The sequence below is a fragment of the Micromonospora sp. URMC 103 genome (genome assembly GCF_051386435.1).
Lineage (GTDB): Bacteria > Actinomycetota > Actinomycetes > Mycobacteriales > Micromonosporaceae > Micromonospora.
This window is the reverse complement of sequence record NZ_JBPQTR010000005.1, coordinates 1,322,207-1,344,944: the sequence shown is the minus strand read 5'-3', so window position 1 is coordinate 1,344,944 and position 22,738 is coordinate 1,322,207. Positions and strand designations below refer to the sequence as shown.

14 protein-coding genes are annotated in these 22,738 nt (G+C 73.4%); 6 read left to right on the top strand and 8 right to left on the bottom strand.

Going from position 1 to position 22,738, the window contains the following annotated elements; all coding sequences use genetic code 11:
• Nucleotides 1–123: 123 nt before the first annotated feature.
• On the top strand, nt 124–9,777 hold the full coding sequence (locus tag ACSNOA_RS19275) for a hypothetical protein (protein WP_436660171.1): 9,654 nt from the start codon (nt 124–126) through the stop codon (nt 9,775–9,777).
• Nucleotides 9,778–9,888: 111 nt separating this feature from the next.
• Here ACSNOA_RS19275 and ACSNOA_RS19270 read toward each other — a convergent pair whose 3' ends face one another.
• Entirely contained in the window at nt 9,889–10,317 is a 429-nt protein-coding gene (locus tag ACSNOA_RS19270; protein ID WP_436660170.1) for an ester cyclase, read from the bottom strand.
• Between the two features lie 246 nt (nt 10,318–10,563).
• Here ACSNOA_RS19270 and ACSNOA_RS19265 point away from each other — a divergent pair, with 246 nt between their 5' ends.
• Nucleotides 10,564–11,697 (top strand): carboxylate-amine ligase, encoded by a 1,134-nt coding sequence (locus ACSNOA_RS19265; RefSeq protein ID WP_436660169.1) that lies wholly within the window; start codon nt 10,564–10,566, stop codon nt 11,695–11,697.
• Nucleotides 11,698–11,718: 21 nt separating this feature from the next.
• Here ACSNOA_RS19265 and ACSNOA_RS19260 read toward each other — a convergent pair whose 3' ends face one another.
• Both ACSNOA_RS19260 and ACSNOA_RS19255 read right to left on the bottom strand, forming a co-directional pair.
• Nucleotides 11,719–13,503: an N-acetylglutaminylglutamine amidotransferase gene (locus tag ACSNOA_RS19260; RefSeq protein WP_436660167.1), complete on the bottom strand. Its 1,785-nt coding sequence runs from the start codon at nt 13,501–13,503 to the stop codon at nt 11,719–11,721.
• A 138-nt stretch (nt 13,504–13,641) separates the two neighbouring features.
• Nucleotides 13,642–14,064, bottom strand: coding sequence for a MarR family winged helix-turn-helix transcriptional regulator (locus ACSNOA_RS19255; protein WP_436660166.1), 423 nt, complete (start codon nt 14,062–14,064; stop codon nt 13,642–13,644).
• 82 nt (nt 14,065–14,146) lie between these two features.
• On the opposite strand from ACSNOA_RS19255, the gene ACSNOA_RS19250 reads away from it, so the two are divergent.
• Nucleotides 14,147–15,940: an ABC transporter ATP-binding protein gene (locus ACSNOA_RS19250; RefSeq protein WP_436660164.1), complete on the top strand. Its 1,794-nt coding sequence runs from the start codon at nt 14,147–14,149 to the stop codon at nt 15,938–15,940.
• Nucleotides 15,941–16,012: 72 nt separating this feature from the next.
• On the opposite strand, the gene ACSNOA_RS19245 is transcribed toward ACSNOA_RS19250, so the two are convergent.
• The gene (locus tag ACSNOA_RS19245) at nt 16,013–16,573 is read right to left on the bottom strand and encodes an NADPH-dependent FMN reductase (RefSeq protein ID WP_436660162.1); all 561 of its coding nucleotides are present in this window, start codon (nt 16,571–16,573) and stop codon (nt 16,013–16,015) included.
• 129 nt (nt 16,574–16,702) lie between these two features.
• Here ACSNOA_RS19245 and ACSNOA_RS19240 point away from each other — a divergent pair, with 129 nt between their 5' ends.
• Complete coding sequence (locus ACSNOA_RS19240; RefSeq protein ID WP_436660161.1) at nt 16,703–17,170, top strand: MarR family winged helix-turn-helix transcriptional regulator; 468 nt, start codon at nt 16,703–16,705, stop codon at nt 17,168–17,170.
• Nucleotides 17,171–17,321: 151 nt separating this feature from the next.
• Here ACSNOA_RS19240 and ACSNOA_RS19235 read toward each other — a convergent pair whose 3' ends face one another.
• The 4 genes from ACSNOA_RS19235 to ACSNOA_RS19220 form a co-directional block, all read right to left on the bottom strand.
• Nucleotides 17,322–18,110: a DeoR/GlpR family DNA-binding transcription regulator gene (locus ACSNOA_RS19235; RefSeq protein ID WP_436662375.1), complete on the bottom strand. Its 789-nt coding sequence runs from the start codon at nt 18,108–18,110 to the stop codon at nt 17,322–17,324.
• Nucleotides 18,111–18,192: 82 nt separating this feature from the next.
• A complete protein-coding gene (locus ACSNOA_RS19230; RefSeq protein WP_436660159.1) occupies nt 18,193–19,113 on the bottom strand; it encodes a class II fructose-bisphosphate aldolase in 921 nt (306 codons plus the stop codon).
• Complete coding sequence (locus ACSNOA_RS19225; RefSeq protein WP_436660157.1) at nt 19,113–20,027, bottom strand: 1-phosphofructokinase family hexose kinase; 915 nt, start codon at nt 20,025–20,027, stop codon at nt 19,113–19,115. Before ACSNOA_RS19225 ends, ACSNOA_RS19230 begins: the two co-directional genes overlap by 1 nt.
• Complete coding sequence (locus tag ACSNOA_RS19220; protein WP_436660155.1) at nt 20,024–20,146, bottom strand: hypothetical protein; 123 nt, start codon at nt 20,144–20,146, stop codon at nt 20,024–20,026. The genes ACSNOA_RS19225 and ACSNOA_RS19220 overlap by 4 nt, the downstream gene beginning before the upstream one ends.
• A gap of 236 nt (nt 20,147–20,382) precedes the next feature.
• On the opposite strand from ACSNOA_RS19220, the gene ACSNOA_RS19215 reads away from it, so the two are divergent.
• Both ACSNOA_RS19215 and ACSNOA_RS19210 read left to right on the top strand, forming a co-directional pair.
• Nucleotides 20,383–21,840: a Gfo/Idh/MocA family oxidoreductase gene (locus tag ACSNOA_RS19215; protein WP_436660154.1), complete on the top strand. Its 1,458-nt coding sequence runs from the start codon at nt 20,383–20,385 to the stop codon at nt 21,838–21,840.
• Nucleotides 21,841–21,896: 56 nt separating this feature from the next.
• Nucleotides 21,897–22,556, top strand: coding sequence for an ATP-binding protein (locus tag ACSNOA_RS19210; RefSeq protein ID WP_436660152.1), 660 nt, complete (start codon nt 21,897–21,899; stop codon nt 22,554–22,556).
• The last annotated feature ends 182 nt before the right edge of the window (nt 22,557–22,738 follow it).

The following is a 22,738-nucleotide window of genomic DNA, read 5'->3' as shown; positions in this document are numbered from 1 at the left end:
CTGGCTGATCGGTTCGACGCTCTGTCACCAAGTGGACACACTCATTGCGAGCGATATCCGTGATCGGTGTGCTGGCGTACGCGCCGTCGGAGACGGCCATCCCCCGAGACGAGGTGGCTCATGGTGGCTCTACGGCGTCTGACCGCTGCCGCGGTCGCGACCCTGCTCGCGGCGACGTTCGCTCTGGTGTGGACGGCGGCGCCCGCGCACGCCGACGAGGCGTGGGAGACCGCCCTCAAGGGACTGATGAACCGCACGGCCACCTGGGCCGAGGGTGGTCTGTCCCGGGTGGGGGCGCTCGCCCAGCCCCTGCCGTTGCTCGGCGCCAGCCCCGGCGCGCTCGTCGAGACGGACAAGCTGGCCCGGACGGCCGCCGACGCGCTGGCCGGCGGGCTGACGCGGGACGTCGACCTGGGTGGCGGCACCCGGTTGACCAGCGCGGTCACCGAGAGCGGCGGCGACCATCTGCTCGACGTCGTGCTCACCACCAAGCGGGAGATCGCCGAGGAGGATCTCGCCGTCTCCGGGGTGACCGTCGCCGACGCGGTCACCGTCACCGGCTGGGCCACGCTGCACCTGCGGGCCCGGCACACCGCCTCCGGCGAGACCTACCTGGTGCGCGACGGCGACACGCCGCGGATCGACATCGACGCGGTGGCCCGACTCCGCACCGACCTCGACGAGGCCACCGCCTCGGTGGGCATCCTCGGCGTCACTCTGACGGCGGGCAGCACCCTGGAGGCGCGTACCCACCTGAAGGTGACCCTCACCGACCCCAACGGCGACGGACGCCTCGCCTTCGACACCCCGGCGGGCGCCGGCACCGGCGAACTCGGGGCCGCCGGCTCGCTCGCGGGCCTGGTCCAGGTCGCGTTGGACAACTCCGGCGGCGGCCGGGTCTCCGACACGGAGGTCGAGCCCGGCCCCGGCTCCGTGCACGGCGTGATCAAGCTCGGGGCGGCCACTGCCGGCGCGCCGGTAGCGCTGCCGCCGATCGCCGCCACGGTCACGATCGACTGGAACGACATCTCGGTCGGCACGCCGACCGTCACCACGACCGGCTTCGACGAGACGATCGGCCGGTTCCGCGCCATGAGCCCCGTCGACCTGGCCGCCGGTCTGGCCCAACTCGCGACCCTGATCGGCGGCGTGCAGCAGAGCGGGCCCGCGGGCAACCTGGACCTGCCGTTCCTGCGCGGGACCTTCGCCGACGCCGTGAAGGTGAACGAGAAGATCACCGCCTTCCTCCAGGAACACGTCCACCCGCGCCCCGAGGACCCGCAGTTCCAACCCGGTGTCGACGACCCGGCCAAGGCCGGGCAGCCGAAGTTCACCTCGATCCAGCAACTGCTCGCCCTGCTCGCCGAGGCGGAGATGCCCGTGGACGGGCTCTCCTTCGCCGACGACAAGCTGGTGTTCCGGGTGAAGCTCGAGCACGAGTCCACCGTCGAGGTGCCGCTCGACCCCGGTGCACCCTCGGTCTCCGGTCGCGGCGCCGCCTTCAGCGCCGACGGCTTCACCGTCGAGGGCAACCGCTTCGCCCCCGGTGGGCTGGTCGGCCAGCGGGTGGTCGCGGGCACCTCGGCCGGCACGGTGCTGAGCAACACGGCCAACGCGGTCACGCTGAAGGAGAACTGGATCGGCGGGCAGCCGGCCGCGGACAGCGCCTGGGTGGTCAGCGGCTCCAGCCCGCACACCGGCGCGGTCGAGCTGGGCGGCGCCCTCACCAGGAGCGTCGGTGGCAAGCAGGTCGGCCTGCGGGCGGCGAACGCCCAGGCCAGCTTCGCCACGGTGAAGCCCCGCTACACGGGGAGCGTCACCCTCGTGCTCGACCTTTCCGAGGACCGGGGCAGCCCCGCCGCGAACGCGGACCGGGTGCTGCTGCGCACCGACCCGGCCACCCCGCTGTTCGCCGCCGACTTCCCGATCAGCACCGCGGTCGACTTCCACGCCACCGCCGGGTTCCTCAAGGTGAAGCTGGGCGGCAACCTCGCCGTCGGGCCGGCCGCCGCCGGGCAGCGCATGATCGAGGTGCGGTTCAAGCAGGCGCAGGACATCAGCCTCGGCACCCTCTTCACCGAGCTCAAACAGAACCCGACCGCGCTGCTCGGCGTCACCCACTCGGTGAAGACCGCCGGCCGGGTCGACCTCAGCGTGCCCGGCGCCGCCGGGGCGTTGGGCACCGGCGTCGGCGTCGACGTGAGCTGGACCGCCGGCGGCCAACCCACCGTCGACACGTCGAGCCTGGACGGGCTCTTCGCGCTCGACTTCAACCCCGACGATCCCAAGGCGCTCTTCGCCCTCGTGGTGCAGGCGCTCCAACTCGTCGACGCGGCGCTCGGCGCGCCAGCCGTCGGCTCGGGCCCGCTGGACACCGAGATCCCGCTGCTCGGCCGATCGGCACGGGAACTGCTCGGCAGCGACGAGAGCGGTGTGGGCGCCGGGGTCAGCTACGTCACCGACGGCACCAGCTTCCTGCTCAAGGACACCACCCGGGACACGGCCAGCGGGTTCGACCCGAGGCTGACCGACCGGGCCGTGGTGATCGGCAGCAAGGCGTACCGGGTGCTGGAGCGGGTCGACGGGCAGACCCTGCGGATCGACCCGGCTGGCACACCCACCCCCGCGAACGGCACGGCCTACGCGTTGCGTCCCGAGCTGGCCGACGCGGTGGACCGGCTGCTCGCGGCGCCGCCGGACACGCTCCAGGACGCGCTCGACGTGCTCAACAAGGCGATCGGCGAGGGCAGCGGGGTCGCGTTCACCCTCGACGAGCGGGCCGGGGGGCCGTACCTGCGGCTCGGGCTGGACTGGAAGCGCGGCTTCCAGACCGGCGGCCCGCTGACCTTCGGCTGGGACGGCGCTCGCGAGCTGGTGAGCCTGGAGACATCCGGCGCCTACACGGTCGACGTCGACGCCCGGGCGCAGCTCGGCCTGCTGCTGCCGCTGCGCGCGGACGGCGTTCCCCTGCTGGACCGGAGCTCGTCGGCCAGTGTGACGGTGACCGGCGGCGTCACCGACCTGGCGGTGGCCGCCCGGGTCGGTCCGCTCGCGGTCGACCTCGGCAAGGCGCCCGATCACGGAACGGTACGCACCAACCTCAGCTTCGGCCTCGGCGGCCTGGCCGCGGACGGCCCGATCACCGGCCTGCTCGCCGTCACACCCAGCGTCACCACCGCCGGCACCGACTGCGGCGACGGCGTCGGCGGCGCGGACAAGCCGATCTGCGCCCGCGCCCCGGTCGTCGTCAACGGGTGCGATCCCGGTGGCGCGAGCAACGTGCTCTCCCTCGAACTGGGACTGGACCTCGCGGCCCAGACGACCACGCCGGACCTCACGACCTGCTTCGAGAACCTCGCGCTCAAACTCACGGACTTCAACGTCGGCATCGACGGCTACCTCGCGAAGGTCGAGGAGGCCCTGCGACTGGCCAGCTTCGACGGCAAGCTGCCGCTCGTCGGTGACGACCTGCAACAGGGCGAGCGGTTCATCGCCGACCTGCGGGAGGACGTGAAGGCCGCGATCGGGCCCGTGTTGGCCGACACCACCGCGGACCGGGCCGGCGTGCAGGCCGCCCTGGACGAGGTGCTGGGCGAGCTGGCGCCCGGCGCCAGCAGCACGGTGACCTGCCGCAACGACGCCGACACGTGCGGTGTGGAGGACTTCCAGTCGGTGCGGATCACCCTCACCGCGGGCCAGGGCGACCCGTCGCCGCAGCAGGGCTGCGCCGGTGATGGCTGTCTCGGCGCCGACGTGCCGCTGGACCTGGGCGTGCCCGGCCTGTCGCTGAAGGCGGCGAAGGGCGCCACCGACGGCATCGAGGCCCGGCTCGGCTGGAAGCTGCGGCTGGACCTGGTGCTCGACCGCGACGAGGGCTTCTACGTGGCCACCCACTCCGGCGACGGTGCGCCGGAACTCCAGGTCGGCGCATCCTTCGACATGCCCTCGGACTTGGCCGCGCAGCTCGCGTTCATCCGCGTCAACGCTCAGAAGCAGGGCACCGACCCGTTGGTCAGCGCGTACTTCGCGATCGACCTCAAGGGCTCGGCGGGGGAGCAGAGCTGCTTCGGCGACACCCCGGCCGGGGAATGCGCGGACGATCCGGACGCCAAGCTGACCCTGGCCGAGCTCGGTGACCTGGGCTCGCTGATCGCCACCGACCTCACCGCCAAGGTCAGGATCGACTGGAAGCTGGCGGCCACGGTCGACGCGGGTGGTGGGGCCGCCTCGGCGCTGCCCGGCATCAGCGCGCGGTTCGGGCTGAGCTGGCAGCTCGCCCACCAACGGGGCGCGCTCACCGCGGCCGGGGACGGCCCCGACAACGGCCTGCGGATCACGTTCACCGACATCGCCCTGGACGCGGGAGCGTTCTTCGACAAGATCCTCAAGCCGGTGGTGGAGCAGCTCAAGGCGGTCACCGGGCCGTTGCAGCCGGTCGTCGACACGCTGTACGCCCCGATACCCGTCCTCTCCGACCTGTCCAAGGCGACCGGGGGACCGGACATCACCCTGGTCTGGCTGGCCAAGCAGTTCAGCACCCTCAACGACGGACCGGATCTGTCCTTCGTGGACACCGTGCGGGCCGTCGTCACGTTCATCAACCGGATCCCGGACTGCGACGCCGGCTGCTCGATCCCGCTCGGCCAGTTCCTCGTCAACCCGGACAAGGCCCTCACCACCGAGGTCTCGCCGGCGTCCGCGGAGAGCCTCATCGACCGGGCCGACGCGTTCACCAAGGCGAAGTCCGCCGACGAGGTGAAGGCCGCCGTCGACACCGCCGCCGGCGACGACGGCGAGAAGATCTTCGCCAAGGGCGCGGGCGGGAAGTCCACCGCCGACAAGATCGGCTTCACCTTCCCGGTCTTCGACAACCCCGGTTCCCTGTTCGGCCTGCTCATGGGGCAGGACGTCGAGCTCATCGGCTTCGACTCCGGGCCACTCACGCTCGGCTTCAGCTGGCGGCAGTCCTTCGGCCCGGTCTACGCGCCGCCGCCGGTCCTCATCACGCTGGCCGGCAGCGCGTCGGTGACCGCCCGGTTCATCGCCGGCCTGGACACCGCCGGCATCCGGCACGCCATCGAGGCTGCCTCCGACGGCACCGACGTCGACGCGGTCAAGCTGCTCGACGGTCTCTACTTCAAGACCACCGACAGCACCGGCACGGCCGTCCCGGTGGTCACCCTGCGTGGCGAGATCGCCGCAGGCGCCCAGGTGTCCGTGCTGTTCCTCAAGGCCGGCATCGAAGGTGGGATCCGACTCACCATCGGCTTCAGCTGGAACGACCCGAACAACGACGGCAAGTTCCGCACCGGAGAGTTCCTCCAGGCGCTGCTGGTCAACCCGATCTGTCTGTTCACCACCAGCGGGCAGCTCTCGGTGTTCCTCAAGGTCTACATCACCATCGACCTCGTCCTCTTCTCCAAGACCTTCGACTTCACCCTGGTCGACGCGGTCCTGCTAAACTTCCGGGCGCAACCCGACTGCACACCGCCGCCACCGGAACTCGGCGGCACGACCGGGGACACCCTGGTGGTCTTCGCCGGCAAGTTCGGCACGGCGGACCAGCGTGGCCACGCCGCCTGGGACAACGGCGGCGCCACCTACGCCGGCGACGTGGTCAAGGTGTACGCGCTGCACTACGCCGACGCCGGCCAGGAGGACGCGAGCGACGACTTCGACGGCTTCGCGGTCGAGGCGCTCGGGCGCCGGCAGGAGTTCCTCGACCCCGGACTGACCCGCGTGGTCGTCGACGGCCGGGGCTACGAGCCGCCCGACGAGACCAAGGCGGCGATGTCGGTGCTGCTGCTGGGCGACGGCGACAGCAGCGGCGACGGCACGAGGACGTCGGCCTTCGACCGGGCGGCCGTGGTTCTCGGCTCCGACGGCCGGGACCAGATCCGGACCGGCACCGGGCCGGCATATGTCGACGGGCGGGGCGGCGACGACGTCATCGTCACGGCGGAGGGGCCCGGCGTGGTCAGCCGGGTGGCCGGCGGCCCCGGCGCGGACACCGTCACGACCGGCGACGGCGACAACGTGGTGGCCGGCGACAGCGGCCTCGGCGGCACCGACCGCGCACCGACCACGGTGCACACGTCGGTCGGCGACGAGTCCCTCAGCGGTCTGGTCGACTGGACGACGCTGAGCGACCCCACCGCCTCGGCCGCCGGCGCGACCGACCATGTCACCGTCGGGCACGGCGCCAACACGGTGTACGGCAACGGCGGCGACGACGTGCTCGGCGTCATAGCCGACGACCGGCCCAGTGGCGACAACCTGCTGGTCGGCGGTCCCGGCGGCGACACGGTCAACGGCGGCCGCGGGAACGACACCATCCACACCTTCGACACCACCATCCCCGCCGACGTGGACGACGACGGCTCCGGTGACGCCGGCCTCACCAACCAGGTCGACACCGGCAGCGGCCAGGACACCGTGTACGGCAGCGCCGGCACCGACCTCGTCGTCTCCCACTCGGCCAACGGACAGACCGGCCGGCTCCACGGCTACGGCGCCGACGACGTGTTGATCGGCGGGTACGGCACCGACGAGGTGTTCGGCGGCCCCGGCGACGACCACGTGCTCGCCGAGCCGTCCGAGGTCGGCCCGGCCGGCGACGACGACGGGTACGGCCGGTTCCGGGAGGTGGCGCACACGCCGCTGCCGACCGGGGTGCAGGCGCAAACCAAGCTGCTGGTCGGCGGCCCGGGCCGGGACCACGTGATCGGCGGCGACGGCGGCTCGGTCGTCTTCGGTGACCGGCACCTGCCGGCGGAGACGTGCGCCGACGCGACGGTCGCCGACGGCCAGCCGAGCCCGGCCGACCAGGGCGACCGGGACCTGATCCTCGGCGGCGCCGGGATGGAGCGGGTCGCGGCCGGCGGCGGCGACGACCGGGCCGACCTGGGCGGCGGCGACGACCGGGCCTGCGGCCAGCTCGGCAACGACACCCTGCACCTGGGCGCGGGCGCCGACCGGGCCTGGGGCGCGGCCGGCGTCGACCAACTGCACGGCGACGGCGACGACGACCTGCTCTTCGGCAACGTCGACGACGACGGGCTCTACGGCGGCGACGGCGTGGACACCGCCGAGGGGAACGCCGGCGACGACCAGATCTTCGGTGGGCCGGCCGGCGACGTGCTGCACGGCGGCTCCCGCGTCGCGGGGGCGGCCGACGGGCAGGACCGGATCTACGGCGAGGCCGGTACGGACCGCATCGTCGGTGACAACGGCACGCCGCGCGTCGGCGACGTCGGGCCGTACCCGTTGGACCTCGCCGGCGATGTGCCGGGAGCGGGCGCCGGTGACGTGATCTCCGGCGGCGCGGACGCCGACCTCGCGTACGGCGGCCTCGGCGCCGACCGGGTCGACGGCGACGGCGGCGACGACCAGCTGGAGGGGAACAACGGCGCCGACGTGGTGCACGGCAACGCCGGGCAGGACGAGATCGCCGGCGGTTCCAGCCAGGAGCCCGTCGCCGGCGTCGGCCGGCCCGACACCGGTGACCAGCTCTTCGGTGATGCCGACAGCGACCTGATGGCCGGCGACAACGCCCGCTTCACCGTGGCCGGCGCCGACGCGACTCGGGTCACCCAGGGCCGAGCCGGGCCGTCCCGCCGGGTCACCCTGCTCGACCTCGGATTCACGCCAGCCGCCGGAACCAGCGGCGGGGACCTGATCTCCGGGGGCGACGCGGGCGACGTGATCTTCGGCCAGGGCGGCGCCGACCGGGTGCACGCCGACGGCGGGGCGGACTTCGCCGAGGGCGGCCCGGGCTCGGACTGGGTCGAGGGCAACCACGGCGACGACGACCTGGTCGGTGGATCCAGCACCGCGTACGACGGGTCCGGTGCGGCCACGACCGGCCAACCGGACGCCGCGGACGTGTTGTTCGGTGGCCCCGACTCGGACGCGATGATCGGTGACAACGGCGCGGTGCTGCGACCGCTGCCGGGCGAGGCGCCGAGCGCGGTGACCGTCCGGATGGGTGACGGCGGCGTGCCGTTCGGCCCGCGGATCGTGGTGCTGCTGGACCGGGCGGCGGCCGACGCCAACCGGCACGGCGGGGACCGGATCAGCGGCGGTGACGGCGTCGACACGCTGTGGGGCCAGGACGGCGACGACGCCCTCACCGGCGACGGCGGCGGCGACTACCTGGAGGGCAACGGCGGCGCGGACCTGCTGCGCGGGGACGCCGCCCTCACCGGGACCGGCCACGGCACGGTGACGCCGCTGCCCGACGCCGGCTGGCCGGGCGAGCCCTCGGCGCCAGCCGCGCTGGTCGGGCCCGGTGGGCCCGACGGCCAGGACGACCTCCTGGGCGGTAGCGCGGCCAGCGGCTTCCGGGACGCCGGCGACCTCATCGAGGGCGACGGGGGCGCGGACGTGCTGCTCGGCGACAACGGCTCGCTGCTGCGCACGGTGGTCGCCGCGAACGGCCAGCAGACCGAGCGGGTCTACACCGAGCGCTACCCGACCGGCGCGGTGCCGGCGGACGCCACGGTGGCCCGGACGCACGACCCGGCGCTGCCGGGGCCGTCGACCCGCTTCTGCACGACGGCCCAGGCCACCTGCGAGCCGGCCGGGGCGTACGGGGCCGACCAGCTGTTCGGCGACGCCGGGGACGACGGGATCTGGGGGCAGGACGGCGACGACACGATCCGGGGCGGTGACGGCGACGACGACGTCCTCGGCGAGTTGGGTGCCGACACGCTGTACGGCGAGGCGGGCCGGGACGCCATCCTGGGCGACCGGGGTGGCATCGTCAACCAGCACCTGAACGCCGACGACGTGGCGGCGCTCGGCTTCACGGTCACGCTGTCCTCGCCGCCGCAGGAGACGTACACCGGGTTCCGGCCGGGCGACTACGACCGCCGAATCGACCTGCTGCACGACACCGACGGCGACGCCTGGATCGGCGCCTCCACCTCCGCGCCCATGCCGCACTCCGGCCTCACGGCTGGCGGTGACGACCGGATCCGGGGCGGATCCGGGGCGGACAACATCCACGCCGGTTTCGGCGACGACGTCGCGAACGGTGACAGCGGCGGCGACCAGCTCTTCGGCTCCGAGGGGTCGGACGTCCTGTGGGGCGGCAAGGGCTGTGACCCGGCGCTCGACGCGGCCGAGCCGCAGTGCCAGGTGGACGGGGCGTTCAGCGCCGCGGCCCGCGGTGACCACGACCAGTACGTGGACCATCTCTTCGGTGGCGCCGGCGCGACCAGCGGTCCGGCGGTGAGCGCCGTGCTCGGCTCCGACCTGCTGGACTTCCGTCCGCGCGGCTCGTACCCGAACGGCTGCGCGGCCGGGGCCTGGCCGGTGACCACGGCCACGGGCACTGTCGACCCCTGCCTGTGGTTCGAGATGACCGGGCTGGACAACGGTGAGGTGGCGGACAACCAGCACCACCACGGTACGGACTGGATCTACGGCGGTTGGGACCGGGACGTGCTGCAGGGTGACGTCACGGCGAACGGGCCGAACAACGGCGACCGGCTCTTCGACTGGAACGGCGCCTACAACCTGTTCACCCACTGCAACTCGGCGTACGGCGGGTTCAACGACGTCCGCCAGCACAGCCCGGCCATGCAGGACTTCCTGACCCGGCTGGCGTGGGGCACCGGCGCCGGGCGCAGCCCGTCCGACGTGACAACGGCGGGCACCTCAGCCTTCCTCGAACTGTCCTACGTGTACCCGCGGGACAACAAGGATCAGGGGGCCGGGGCGGCGTACCCGAGCACACCGGGCCACTTCGACGAACCGTCCTGCACCGACTGAGGCCACGCGGCTCGCGGCCCGACCCCGCTCGGGGGCTGGGCCGCGAGCCGCACGGGTGCCGGCTGGGGCGGGCGGGGAACACCCTCGACGGCGCTGGTGCGGGGACCGTCGTCAGGCGTCCGCCCGGAGTTGGGCCACCAGGCCGGCCCGGTCGATCTGCATCCAGTACTCCGTGATGAGCCCGTGCTCGACGTGGTAGACGACGGAGTTGATCTGGCGGACGGTCCGGCCGGTCGGCGGGATCCCGTCGACTGGCGCGAGGTGACGCCCCGTCTGGGCCAGCCGGACGTACGCCCGTGCGCCGTCCACCAGGAACTCCTCGACGGTGAGGTCGAAGCTTCCCCAGGTGACGGTCATCTCCCGCACGTGGTCGGCGTAGTCGTCCGGTGTCCGTTCCACGGTGGCCAGGTCCTCGGCCCGCACCTGGTGGGCGCGCACCACCGGCGCCATGAACTCCGACGCCCGCTGCGGCGCCGCGCCAGAGCGGACGAAACGGAGGAAGTCGGCGACGACACGACGTGTCACCTGAGAGTCGATCACGGCCTCACCCTGGCAGTTCGGGCCGGGACGGGGAAGGGTGCCGGCCGGTGGCCTCGCTCACCCGGTCGGCGTCCCGGGCGCGGCCCGTCGGCCTGTCCCGCCGGCGATCGGCCGAGGCATGCACGCACCCCGGGGTAGCGATTCCGGTGGGTGCGCGGTGGCGTTTGCCGGTGCGGGCGGCGGGAACGCCGGTTACGCCCGCAGCGCGGCGCCCGCCGCGCGCCCGACGAAACGGACGCCGAACGCATGACGTACCGTCCGACAGTCGCCACGGCGGTACCCGACCTCACCACGCTGACGCTCGGGGTGGAGGAGGAGTACCTGCTGCTGGACCCGGAGACGGGGGAGAACCTGCCGGTCGCCCAGCGCGTGCTCGACGCGCTGCCCGGCTCGGCGCGCGACCAGAGCCGGCAGGAGTTCCGGCACAGCATGGTGGAGATGGTCACCCCCGTCACCGCCGACCTCGCGCAGCTGCGCGCGCACCTGGTGGACCTGCGGCGTTCCGCCGCGGAGGCGGCCGCGGCGGCCGGGGCGCGGCTCGTCGCGGTCGGCGCCACGCCGATGCACGAGCCGCACCGGACGGTGCCGGACAAACCCCGCTACCACGCCATGTCCCGACGGTACGGGCCGGTGGCGCACGACCCCGCGGTCTGCGGCTGCCACGTGCACGTCGGGGTGCCCGACCGCGAACTGGCCGTGCAGGTCTGCAACCACCTGCGCCCGTGGCTGCCGGTCGTGCACGCGATCGCCACCAACTCGCCGCTGCACGACGGCCGCGACACCGGGCACGCCAGTTGGCGCTCCATGCAGCTCGAACGCTGGCCGAGCCTCGGGCCCACCCCGTACTTCGCGTCGGCGGCCGACTACGACCGCACCGTCGACGAGCTGACCGCGGCCGGCGTCATGCTCGACGCCGCGATGGTCTACTGGTACGCCCGCCCGTCCGCCAGCTACCCCACCGTCGAGATCCGGGTCGGCGACGTCTGCCCCACCGTGGACGACGCGGTCGTGGTCGCCGCGCTGCTGCGGGCGCTCGTCGCCACGGTGGTCGACGAGGCGCGGGCCGGGGTGCCGGCGTCGCCGATCCGGGACTGCCTCGTTTCGGCGGCGCACTGGCGGGCCGCCCACGACGGCCTGGACGGCGAGCTCATCGACCTGCGCGCGGGCGGCGCCCGCCCGGCGTGGGCGCTGGTGGACGAGCTGTTCGCCACGGTCACGCCCGCCCTGGTCCGCCACGGCGACCTTCCGTACGTGGTGGACCAGTTGTCCCGGCTGCGCCGGGAGGGTACCGGGGCGACCCGGCAGCGCCGGATCCTCGACGACACCGGGGACCTCCGCGCGGTCCTCGACCACCTCGCCACCTGGACCACCGCCGCCTGACGTCCCCGGCGCGCCGCCGGGTCAGGTCACGCCGTGGGACTGGAGCCACAGCTCCAGCAGGCCGAGCTGCCACAGCTTGTTGCTGCCCGCCGCCGCCTCGGCCCGGTCCGGTTCGGCGAGCAGCGTCGCCACGTACTCGGAGCGGAACAGGCCCCGCTCGCGGGCGGCGGGCGCCTGCAACGCCTCGGCGACCAGCTCGCGCACCGGGCCGTCCACGTTGCGCAGGGCCGGCACCGGGAAGTAGCCCTTCGGCCGGTCGATCACCTCGGCGGGCAGCACCTCCCGGGCCACCGCCTTGAGCACCCCCTTGCCACCCTCGGCCAGCTTGTGCTCGGGCGGGCAGTGCGCCGCGAGGGTGACCAGATCCTGGTCGAGGAAGGGCGTACGCACCTCCAGCCCCCACGCCATGCTCATGCTGTCGACCCGTTTCACCGGGTCGTCGGGGAGCATCAGGTGGGTGTCCAGCCGCAGGACGGCGTCCACGGCGGTCTGCGCGCCGGGCGCCGCGAGGTGCTCCTCGACGAGGTCACGGCTCACGTCGCGGTCCAGCGCGTACGCCGGGCCGACCACCCGGTTCAGCTCGGCGTGGTCCCGGTCGAAGAACGCGGCGGTGAACTCCGCGGCGGCGGCCTCACGCGGGACGTCGGCCAGGGGCCGGTGGTAGCCGTACCCGGCGAACACCTCGTCGGCGCCCTGCCCCGACTGCGCCACCTTGACGTGCCGCGCCACCTGTTCGGAGAGCAGGTGGAAGGCGACGACGTCGTGGCTGCCCATCGGCTCGGTCATGGCCAGCACGGTCCGGCGTACGGCCGGCACCAGGTCCTCGTCGGGAAGCCGGATCCGCTGGTGGTCGGTGTCGAAGGCGCGGGCCACCAGGTCCGAGTAGTGGAACTCGTCGCCCGACTCGTCGCCCCGGCTGTCGAAGCCGATGCTGAACGTCCGCAGGTGCTCCTGCCCGGCCTCGGCGAGCAGCGCCACGATGAGGCTGGAGTCGAGCCCGCCGGAGAGCAGCACGCCGACCGGGACGTCGGACACCAGCCGGCGGCGTACGGCGGTGCGCAGCGCGTCCCCGACGGCGGCCTGCCAGTCGCGGGCGTCCATGCCGGCGTCGGCCGGCTCCCGCACGTAGTCCGGCCGCCAGTACACCTCGTCGCGGCTGCGCCCGTCGGCCTCCACGATCCGCAGCGTGGCCGGCGGCAGCTTGCGCACGCCGCGCAGGACGGTCCGGGGCGCCGGCACGATCGAGTGCCAGGAGAGGTAGTGGTGCAACGCGACCGGGTCGATGCTCGTGTCGACGTCCCCGGCCCGCAGCAGCGCCGGCAGGCTGGAGGCGAAGCGCAGCCGCCCCGGCGTCTCGGCGAGGTAGAGCGGCTTGATGCCGAGGCGGTCGCGGGCCAGCACGAGCCGCCGCCGTGCCCGGTCCACGAGCCCGAAGGCGAACATGCCCACGAGGTGGTCGACGAACCGTTCGCCCCAGTGGGCGTACGCCACCAGGATGACCTCGGTGTCGCTGGTGGAGTGGAAGGTGTAGCCGGCGTTGCGCAGTTCCTCGCGCAGCTCGGGGTAGTTGTAGATGCAGCCGTTGAAGACGAGGGCCAGCCCGAGGTCCTCGCGGACCATCGGCTGGCCGCCGGCGTCGGACAGGTCGATGATGGTCAGGCGGCGGTGTCCGAGGGTCACCCATCCGTCGTTCCAGAGTCCCTCGCCGTCCGGGCCGCGGAAGCGCAGCGCCTCCGTCATCCGGGTCACGGCCTCGGCGTCGGGCGGCGATCCGTCGAAGCGGGCCTCCCCGGTGATCCCGCACATCAGCGCGGACCTTCGGTCTCACGGCTTCGCAGGCGTGCCACGAGCCCCCTCCCGTCACCGGGACACGGTCCCGTCCGTCGGACGGGAGCGGCTACCCGGTCGGGGGGTGGGCAAACGCGCGCCGGGCCGCGCCAGCGGTCAGCCGCGGAGCGTACGCAGGATGCGGGTGAGCTGCTCCCGGTCGTCCGGGTCGAGGTCGGCGAAGAACCGGTCCGTCTCGGCCTGCCGGGCGGCCCGGATGGCGGCCCCGGCGCGTACGCCGTCGTCGGTCAACGCCACGAGGGTGGCCCGCCGGTCGTGCGGGTCGGGCCGGCGTTCCACGAGGCCGCGCCGTTGCAGGTCGTCGACGACCTCGGTGGCCGAGCGGGGGGCGATGCGCAGGTGCTCGGCGAGCGCCCCGGGGCGCAGAACCCCGTGCCGGGCCAGGACGCCGAGCGCACGCGCCTGGCTGGGGGTGACGTCCCACGGCGCGAGGGCCTCCCGGGTGCGGTGGCGCAGCAGGCGCGCCACCCTCCAGAACGCCTCGGGCAGGGTCTCGTCGTCGCCGTCCGGCTCGATCACGCGGAATACGGTAGCAGTATGTATGGTTGTTCCCTCATGATGAGGCAACCTCAGTAACATCCCCCGACGGAAGGCGCTCCTCTTGGATCCCACCCCCCTCGGCCGCGAGCGCGGCCCCCGCACCGTCAGCGCCACCGAGAAGGCGCAGGCCCAGCAGGTGTCGCTGCGGCGCATCGCCGGCCTCTTCCGCCCGCACCGGACGCCGCTCGCGGTCGTGACCGCGATCATCGTGGCGTCCTCGGTCATCTCGATGGCCTCGCCGTTCCTGCTGCGGCACGTGATCGACCGTGCCCTGCCCCAACGCGACCTGACCCTGCTCGCCTGGCTGGTCCTCGGCATGGTCGCGGTGGCGGCCGTCACCGCCGTCCTCGGCGTCGTGCAGACCTGGATCTCCACCCGCGTCGGGCAGGAGGTCATGCACCGGCTGCGCGCCGACGTCTTCACCCACCTGCAACGCCAGTCACTCGGGTTCTTCACCCGTACCCGTACCGGCGAGGTGCAGTCCCGCATCACCAACGACATCGGCGGCATGCAGTCGGTGGTCACGTCCACCGCGACCGCCGTCGCGGCCAACCTCACGACCGTGGTCGCCACGGCGGCGGCCATGGTGGCGCTCTCCTGGCGGCTCTCGCTGATCTCGCTGATCATCCTGCCGCCGGCCGTCTGGCTGACCCGCCGGGTCGCCCGGCTGCGCCGGGAGATCACGGCCGAGCGCCAGCGCGAGCTCGCCGACCTCAACGTCACCATCGAGGAGGGCCTGTCGGTCAGCGGCATCCAGCTCGCCAAGACCCTCGGCACCGGGCCGGCGCTGGTCGAGCGGTTCCGCGGCTCGTCCGCCCGCCTCGTCGACCTGGAGCTGCGCAGCGAGCTCGCCGGCCGCTGGCGGATGGCCTCGATGACCATCGTCTTCGCCGCCGTCCCGGCGCTCATCTACCTCGCAGCCGGCCTGCCCGGCACCGCCGGCACGCTGAGCATCGGCACGGTCGTGGCCTTCACGGCGCTCCAGAACAGCCTGTTCCGCCCGCTCATGGGCCTGCTCAACGTGGGCGTCTCGCTGACCTCGTCGCTGGCGCTCTTCGCGCGGATCTTCGAGTACCTCGACCTGCCCGTCGAGGTGGCCGACCCGGTCGACCCCGTCCCGGTCGACCCGCGCCGCGTCCGGGGCCACCTCCGCCTGGAGGAGGTCACGTTCAGCTACCCGGGCAGCGACACGGCCGCCGTCGCCGGCGTCACCCTCGACGTGCCGGCCGGCACCGGCCTCGCGCTGGTCGGCGAGACCGGCTCCGGCAAGAGCACCCTCGCCGCGCTGGTGAGCCGGCTGCACGACCCCACCAACGGCCGGGTCACCATCGACGGCGTCGACCTGCGGGACCTGCGCCTCGACGATCTCGCCGCGATCGTCGGGGTGGTGAGCCAGGAGACGTACCTGCTGCACACCACCGTGCGGGAGAACCTGCGCTACGCCCGGCCGGACGCCACCGACGCCGAGATCGAGGCCGCCGCCCGCGCCGCCCAGATCCACGAGCTGATCGCGGGCCTGCCCGACGGGTACGACACGGTGGTCGGCTCCCGGGGGCACCGTTTCTCCGGCGGCGAGAAGCAGCGGCTGGCCATCGCCCGTACGCTGCTGCGCGACCCCCGCGTACTGATCCTCGACGAGGCCACCAGCGCTCTCGACACCGAGACCGAACGGGCCGTCCAGCGGGCGTTCGACGCCCTGGCCGAGGGCCGTACGACGATCACCATCGCGCACCGGCTCTCCACCGTCCGCCACGCCGACCAGATCGCGGTGCTCGACCACGGCCGCATCGTCGAGAGCGGCACCCACGACAGCCTCATGGACCGTAACGGCCGCTACGCCACCCTGGCCGCCTGAGCCGTCCGGATGCGCGACGGTGGCCGCGGGGGCGTCCCGCGGCCACCGTCTCGTTCGGTTCTGGCGCTCTGTTCAGTTCTGGCGCAGGTGGGCGAGCGCGGTGCTCCAGGCCACGACCTGGTCGAGCATGGTGGTGAGTGCCGGCACGTGGACCGGGTTGGGCTTGAAGACGCTGTAGTTCTCGAAGTCCGAGTGCAGCGACAGCGCCACCTGGGACCGTACGTCGGCCATCTGCAGCTCGGCCGCGATGAGGCGCAGGTGCTCGACGGCCCGGGCGCCGCCCACCGAGCCGTAGCTCACGAAGCCGACGGCCTTGTTGTTCCACTCGGCGTAGAGGAAGTCGATGGCGTTCTTGAGAGCGCCCGAGGTCGAGTGGTTGTACTCCGGGGTCACGATCACGAACCCGTCGTACGAGGCGATCGTCTCGGCCCAGCGCTTGGTGTGCGGCTGGGTGTACTGGCCCATCGACGGCGGGATGGCCTCGTCGAGGTGCGGCAGCGGGTGGTCGAGCAGGTCGATGAGCTCGAACTGCGCGTCCGAGCGCTGCTTGGCGAGCTCGAGGACCCAGCGGGCCACGGCCTCGCCGTTACGCCCGGGGCGGGTGCTGCCGAGGATGATGCCGATCCTGGTCATGTGCGTGGTGCCCTCTCCAGAAGTCTTGCCTGACGACCACACGCTAGACACCGCTTGCTTGGTCAAGCAAATATCGACCGTATGTCTACCGTCACACAAGTTGCTCGCTCAAGCAATTACAGTGGGTGTATGACCACCGGTGACGCCGTGGAACAGCCCAGACCCCTCGACCCCGACGAGGAGGCGCTGGTGCGCGCCCTGGGCCGGGTGATGCACGTCCTGCCCCGGGCGATCGACGCCGACATGATGGCCGAACGCCAGTTGCCCGTCACCGAGTACACGGCCCTCATGCACCTCTCCGAGGCGCCCGGACGGCGGCTGCGGATGAGCGACCTGGCGAGCGCCTGCCACCTCTCCCTGAGCGGGATGACCCGCACCATCAGCCGGCTGGAGGGCCAGGGCCTCGTCGAGCGGGTCCGCTGCGCGGAGGACGCCCGCGGGTGGAACGCCGTGCTCACCGACGCCGGCTTCGCCCGCCTGGAGGCGGCCTGGCCGAGCCACCTGGCTGCCGTCCGCCGGCGCTTCCTCGACCACTTCGAGGGCCTCGACCTCGCCTCAGTGGCCCGGGCCTTCGAGAAGGTGGGCACCGCCGACTGAGGCGGGCCGCCCGCCAAGATCCGCGCGGTTGACGCGGGTCCGAGCGCCGAGATCCGCGCAACATCAGGCAAGTAGCGGCCTCCGAGCCCGGTAGAGGGGACACCTTCCCTGAAGTTGCGAGGCCGTACTGATGAACACAGGTAGCCGCGGATCAGGCCAGGAGGACGGTGACGCCGGCCGACCGCAGCTCCGCCACCACCGTCTCGTCGGCCGCGTCGTCGGTGACGAGGGTGTCCACGGCCGACGCGTCGCAGATCTTCGCGAACGAGTGGCGTCCCAGCTTCTCCGACCCGGCGACGACGACCACCCGGCGGCCGCGGCTGACCATGAGCGCGTCGATGCCCGCCTCGCTCTCGTCGTGGCACGACGTCCCGTCGGCCGAGAAGCCGTCGACGCCGAGGACGAGCACGTCCAGCCACAGGGACTGCATGACCATGGTGGTCAGCGGCCCGGTCAGCTCGTACGACTGCGGCAGCGCGACCCCGCCGAGGATGACGGTGCGCAGGGACGGCCGCAGCACCATCTCGGTGGCGATGTTCAGCGCGTTCGTCACCACGGTGAGGGCCGGCCGGTGGGTGGCCTGGGCCAGGTCGGGCCGCGCCGCGAGGTGCCGGGCCGTGGCGGACGTGGTGGTGCCGCCGTTCAGCCCCACGACGCTGCCCGGCTCGACGAGCCCGGCGGCGGTCGCCGCGATGCGTTCCTTGGTGCTGCGGTCACCGCGGTGGCGGTAGCGGACCGGCAGGTCGTACGCGACCGAGCTGGCCACGATGCCGCCGTGGGTGCGCGTGACGAGCTGCTGCGCAGCGAGCGCGGTGAAGTCGCGACGGACGGTCGCCTCGGAGACGCCCAGGGCGTTGGCCGCCTCGCCGACGGACAGCCGCCCGCCCCGGGCGGCGAGCAGTTCCAGCAGCGCCTGCAACCGCCGGGCCCGGTCGGCCATGGCCCCCGGCGCGGGATCTCCCGTCGTGGTCCGGGTGGCGGTCACCTGGCGGCTCCGGCCGGCGCGGCGGCGAACGGACGTGTCACGACTCGGCCACCGTGACGGCGAGGCCGGCGTCGACCCGGCCGGAGCTGTCGTCGCCGGCCACGACCCGGCCGGACGTGTCGTCCTCGCCGGCCACGACCCGGCAGAAGTGGGCGACCGTCTCGCTCATCGCGTCGCGGGCGGGCGCGAGGTAGCGACGCGGGTCGACCAGTTCCGGCCGCGCGGCGAGGGCGTGCCGCGTCGCGGCCGTGAAGGCCACGTTGAGCGCCGTGCCGATGTTCACCTTCACGATGCCGCCGACCACGGCCCGGCGCAGCTCCTCGTCGGGCACCCCGGACGACCCGTGCAGCACCAGAGGCACCGGCACGGCGGCCCGCAGCCGCTCGACGAGGGCGTGGTCGAGCGCCGCGCTGCGCGTGGTCATGGCGTGCGTCGAGCCGACGGCGACGGCGAGGGCGTCCACACCGGTCGCCGCCACGTACGACGCCGCCTCGGCCGGTTCGGTGCGGGCGCCGGGGGCGTGCGGGTCGACCGGCGGTTCGCCGTCCTTGCCGCCGACCGTGCCCAGCTCGGCCTCCACCCACAGGCCGCGGGCGTGGGCGAAGTCGGCCGCCGCCCGCGTCGCCGCGACGTTCTCGGCGTACGGCAGGCGGGACGCGTCGACCATCACCGAGCCGAAGCCGTGCTCCGGCGCCTGACGCCACAACTCGGGGGAGACGACGTGGTCGAGGTGCAGCGCCACGTCGACCGTGGCCGCCGCGGCGACGGCGCGCGTCGCGGCGGCGATCGGCGCGAGCCGGCCGTGGAACCGGACGGCGTTCTCGCTGATCTGCAGGATCACGGCCCGCCCGGCGGCCTCCGCGCCCGCGACGATCGCCTCGGCGTGCTCCAGGGTGATCACGTTGAACGCGCAGGCGGGACCCGCGGCGACGACCTGGCCGGTCGGTACGAGTGGCATCACAACTCCTTGACGATCACGTCCCGGCGCAGCCGCCGGTGCTCGGACAGGTCGACGCTTCCCGCGACCGGGGCGCGGACCGCCGCCGACGACAGCGCCACCGCGTCGGCGAGCCGTTCGGGCCAGGGCTGGCGACGCACCATCCCGAGGGCCAGCGCGGCGACGCAGGCGTCCCCCGCGCCGGTCGGGTTGCCGGCCACGGGATGCGGCGTGTACGCGTGCCAGGCGTCCTCGGCGGTCACGGCGAGCAGCCCGTCGGGGCCGAACGAGGCCACGACCGTACGCGCGCCGAGCCCGCGTACCGCCTCGACGGCGTCGGCCGGCCGGGGCAGCGGGCGGCCCACGAGGCCGGCCAGCTCCTCGGCGTTGGGCTTCACGAGGTCGGGGTCGCCGTCGAGGCCGTGGCGCAGCGGCTCGCCGCTGCTGTCGAGCACGGTGGCGGCGCCGGCGTCCCGGGCCACCGCGATCAGCGTCCGGTAGGCGTCGACGGGCACGCCCGGCGGCAGGGAGCCGGAGAGCGCGACCACCTCGCTGCCGCGCGCCAGAGCGGTGAACCGGGCGAGGAAGGCCGACCACTCGTCCGGTGTGACCGTCGGCCCCGGCTCCCAGAGCCCGGTAGCCGTCGCCGGTTCGGCCACCACCACGGTGCGCCGGGACTCGGCCGCGAGCGGGGCGAACTCCTCGCGTACCCCCTCCTCGGCCAGCAGGGCGCGGATGCGGGCGCCGCACGCTCCACCGGCGAGCCCCGTGGCGACGACCGGAACGCCGAGGGTGCGCAGCACGCGCGCGACGTTGACACCCTTGCCGCCGGCCCGCTCGGACACCTCGGTGACCCGGTGGGTGGCGCCGCGCGTGAGGGCGGGGACGTGGTACGTCACGTCGAGCGCGGCGTTCAGCGTGACGGTGAGGATCACGCCGAGCCGCCCGCCGACGAGGCGAGGCGCGGCAGCCGCCCGCCGAGCGAGCCGGCCGGGGCGATCGCGTCTCGCCAGCCTTGCGGCCGACGGGCGGTGTCCTGCTCGACGTGGGTCATGACGCTCCGACTCGCAACGCACGGGGGTCGACCGCGCGAAACCGCGCGAATCGACGGCGACCCGAGCGTAAATCGACCACGGCCCGTTCGGCAATGTCGGCTGCTCACGCCCGCACACCCGCTCGCGGTGCCCGAGAACAGGCCCTTGCCATCGATGGACGTTTGATTGACACTGCTCAACATCTAATGCATTCAGGCATGTTCGATCAACCTCCGTCGTCGAAGGAGTGATCACTGTGGCCCCGCCAGCCGATTTCCGTCCGTCCCGTCGAGACCTTCTCCGGTCCGGTGCCGTGCTCGGCGCCGCCGCCGGCCTGACCGGCGCCGTCAACGCACCCGCGGCGGCCGCCCCGGGCGCCGCCGAACCCGAGCGGGGCCGCGACGAGAAGAGCATGACCAACGTGCCCTTCGAGGGCTTCGACCAGGTCCGCGTGGGGCTCATCGGGCTCGGCAACCGCGGCGGCGACCAGGATCGGCGCTTCGGCGCCGTGGCCACCGTGACCGCCGTCTGCGACATCCGGCCCGAGCGGGTCGAACGGACCATCAGCCGGATCATGCAGCAGGGTTTCCAGGACACCCCGCCGGCCGGCTACTCGGGCGGCGAGGAGGACTACCTCAATCTCGTCCGCCGGGACGACATCGACCTCGTCTACATCGCCACCCCGTGGGAGTGGCACCACCCGATGGCCAAGGCCGCGATGGAGCACGGCAAGCACGTCGCCGTGGAACTGCCGATCGCGCCGTACCTCGACCAGATCTGGGACCTCGTCCGCACCTCGGAGCGGACCAGGAAGCACTGCATGCTGCTCGAGAACGTGAACTACTTCCGGCCCGAGCTGGCCATGTTCACCATGGCCCGGCAGGGGCTCTTCGGCGACCTGCAGCACGCCTCCGGCGGCTACGTGCACGACCTGCGCTGGCCGTACCTGTTCGGCGGCGCCTACCACCCCGAGCACTGGCGTCGCCGCTGGCAGACCAGGATGAACGCCTCCCACTACCCGACCCACGGCCTCGGGCCGGTGGCGGCCACCCTCGACATCAACCGCGGCGACCGGTTCGACGAGCTGATCTCCGTGGCGTCCCTGCCCAAGGCGTTGGCCCTCTTCCGGTCCGAGGACCCGCGGGTGGGCGACGACCACTCCTCCTGGGACGACCGGCCCTACATCTCCGGCGACCGCCACACCTGCTTCGTCACGACCGCGAACGGCCGCTTCATCCGCGTCGAGCACGACGTGAACTCGCCGCACCCGTACAGCCGGGAGACGACGCTGACCGGCACCCGGGGGTCGATCGAACTGGACAACAGCCGCGTCTACCTCGAGTCGCTCGGGCACGACAACCACACCTGGCGGACGGGCAACGACTACAACGCCATCCTGCGGGATCACGACCACTGGCTGTGGCCGACGCTGGAGGGCCTCGCCGACCAGTACGGCGGCCACGGAGGCGGCGACTTCGTCTCCATCTGGCGGCTCGTGCAGCTCATGCGGCTGGGCATGACGCCCGACATCGACGTCTACGACTCGGCGGCGTGGTGCTCGGTGATCCCGCTGAGCCACGAGTCGCTCAAGAGTGGCCGGATGCGCCCGGTCCGGGTGCCCGACTTCACCCGGGGGCACTGGAAGCAGGCGCGGCCCACGTTCGACCGGCCCAAGCCCGAGGACCCGTGGCTGCAGGCGAACGCGCGGCGCTGACGCCGACCGGCGGCGCGGGGTAGGACGACACGAGCGTCGTCGATCACAATCGTGCCGTGCGGCGTCGGGCGTGGAAGTGGGTGCTGCTGGCCGTCGTCGCCGTTCTCGCGGCGGCCGGCACCGCCTGGGTCTGGCTCCGGTACGACTTCGAGAAGGTCAACTGGGCGTGGGGTGTCGTCGCCGGGGTCATCGCCGTCTACGTCGTCCTCGACCAGGTCCTCGGCGCCGGTACGGGCGGCACGGCAGCGGTCGCGGCGCACCGGCGCGCGGTCGCCGACGAGCTCGTCGAGCTGATCCGTCGCGACCCGACCGACGAGGGGCTGCTGCGCGCCGTCGACGAGCCCTACCCGCTGCCGGTGCGCTGGCGCAACGCCCCGCAGCGCTTCCTGCCCTCCTGGCGGGCGATCGGGCGGTCCAGCGACGCCGGCCCGCTGGACCTCGCCGGCCGCGACGGGACACTGTGGAGCCGTTACCGGGCCGTACCGTCCGGGCGGCTGTTGCTGCTCGGCCCGGCCGGCGCCGGCAAGTCGGTGATCGCGTTGCGGATGGCCCGGGAACTGCCCGCGCACCGCGAGCCGTGCCACGCGCTGGTCGGGCACCCGACACTCGGGCCGCTCGCGGTCGCTGCCAGCCGTCGGCTGAGCGCCACGCTCGCCGACCCCGCCATCGTCGTCCGAACGACCAACCGCAGCGCTCCCATGTGGCACGGCGGCTGAGGCCACGATCGGTGGCGGCTCAGCGAGTTGACACGCCGGGAGGCGGCCCGTTGAGCCGTCACCGATCGGCGCGGCCCGCCTAGCACATCGGGCGGGGGTGCGGTGCGGCGTCCACAGGTGGGCCGGTGTCCACAGAGCATTAAACGCGCGTTTGCGCGTGGGCCCGGCGGCCCGACATCGTC

Bases quoted from the DNA above. Each gene is read 5' to 3' on its own strand.
- ACSNOA_RS19265 (WP_436660169.1), top strand. From the start codon at position 10,564: ATGACGTACCGTCCGACAGTCGCCACGGCGGTACCCGACCTCACCACG.
- ACSNOA_RS19260 (WP_436660167.1), bottom strand. From the start codon at position 13,503: ATGTGCGGGATCACCGGGGAGGCCCGCTTCGACGGATCGCCGCCCGAC.
- ACSNOA_RS19245 (WP_436660162.1), bottom strand. From the start codon at position 16,573: ATGACCAGGATCGGCATCATCCTCGGCAGCACCCGCCCCGGGCGTAAC.
- ACSNOA_RS19240 (WP_436660161.1), top strand. From the start codon at position 16,703: ATGACCACCGGTGACGCCGTGGAACAGCCCAGACCCCTCGACCCCGAC.
- ACSNOA_RS19235 (WP_436662375.1), bottom strand. From the start codon at position 18,110: ATGGCCGACCGGGCCCGGCGGTTGCAGGCGCTGCTGGAACTGCTCGCC.
- ACSNOA_RS19230 (WP_436660159.1), bottom strand. From the start codon at position 19,113: ATGCCACTCGTACCGACCGGCCAGGTCGTCGCCGCGGGTCCCGCCTGC.
- ACSNOA_RS19220 (WP_436660155.1), bottom strand. From the start codon at position 20,146: ATGACCCACGTCGAGCAGGACACCGCCCGTCGGCCGCAAGGCTGGCGA.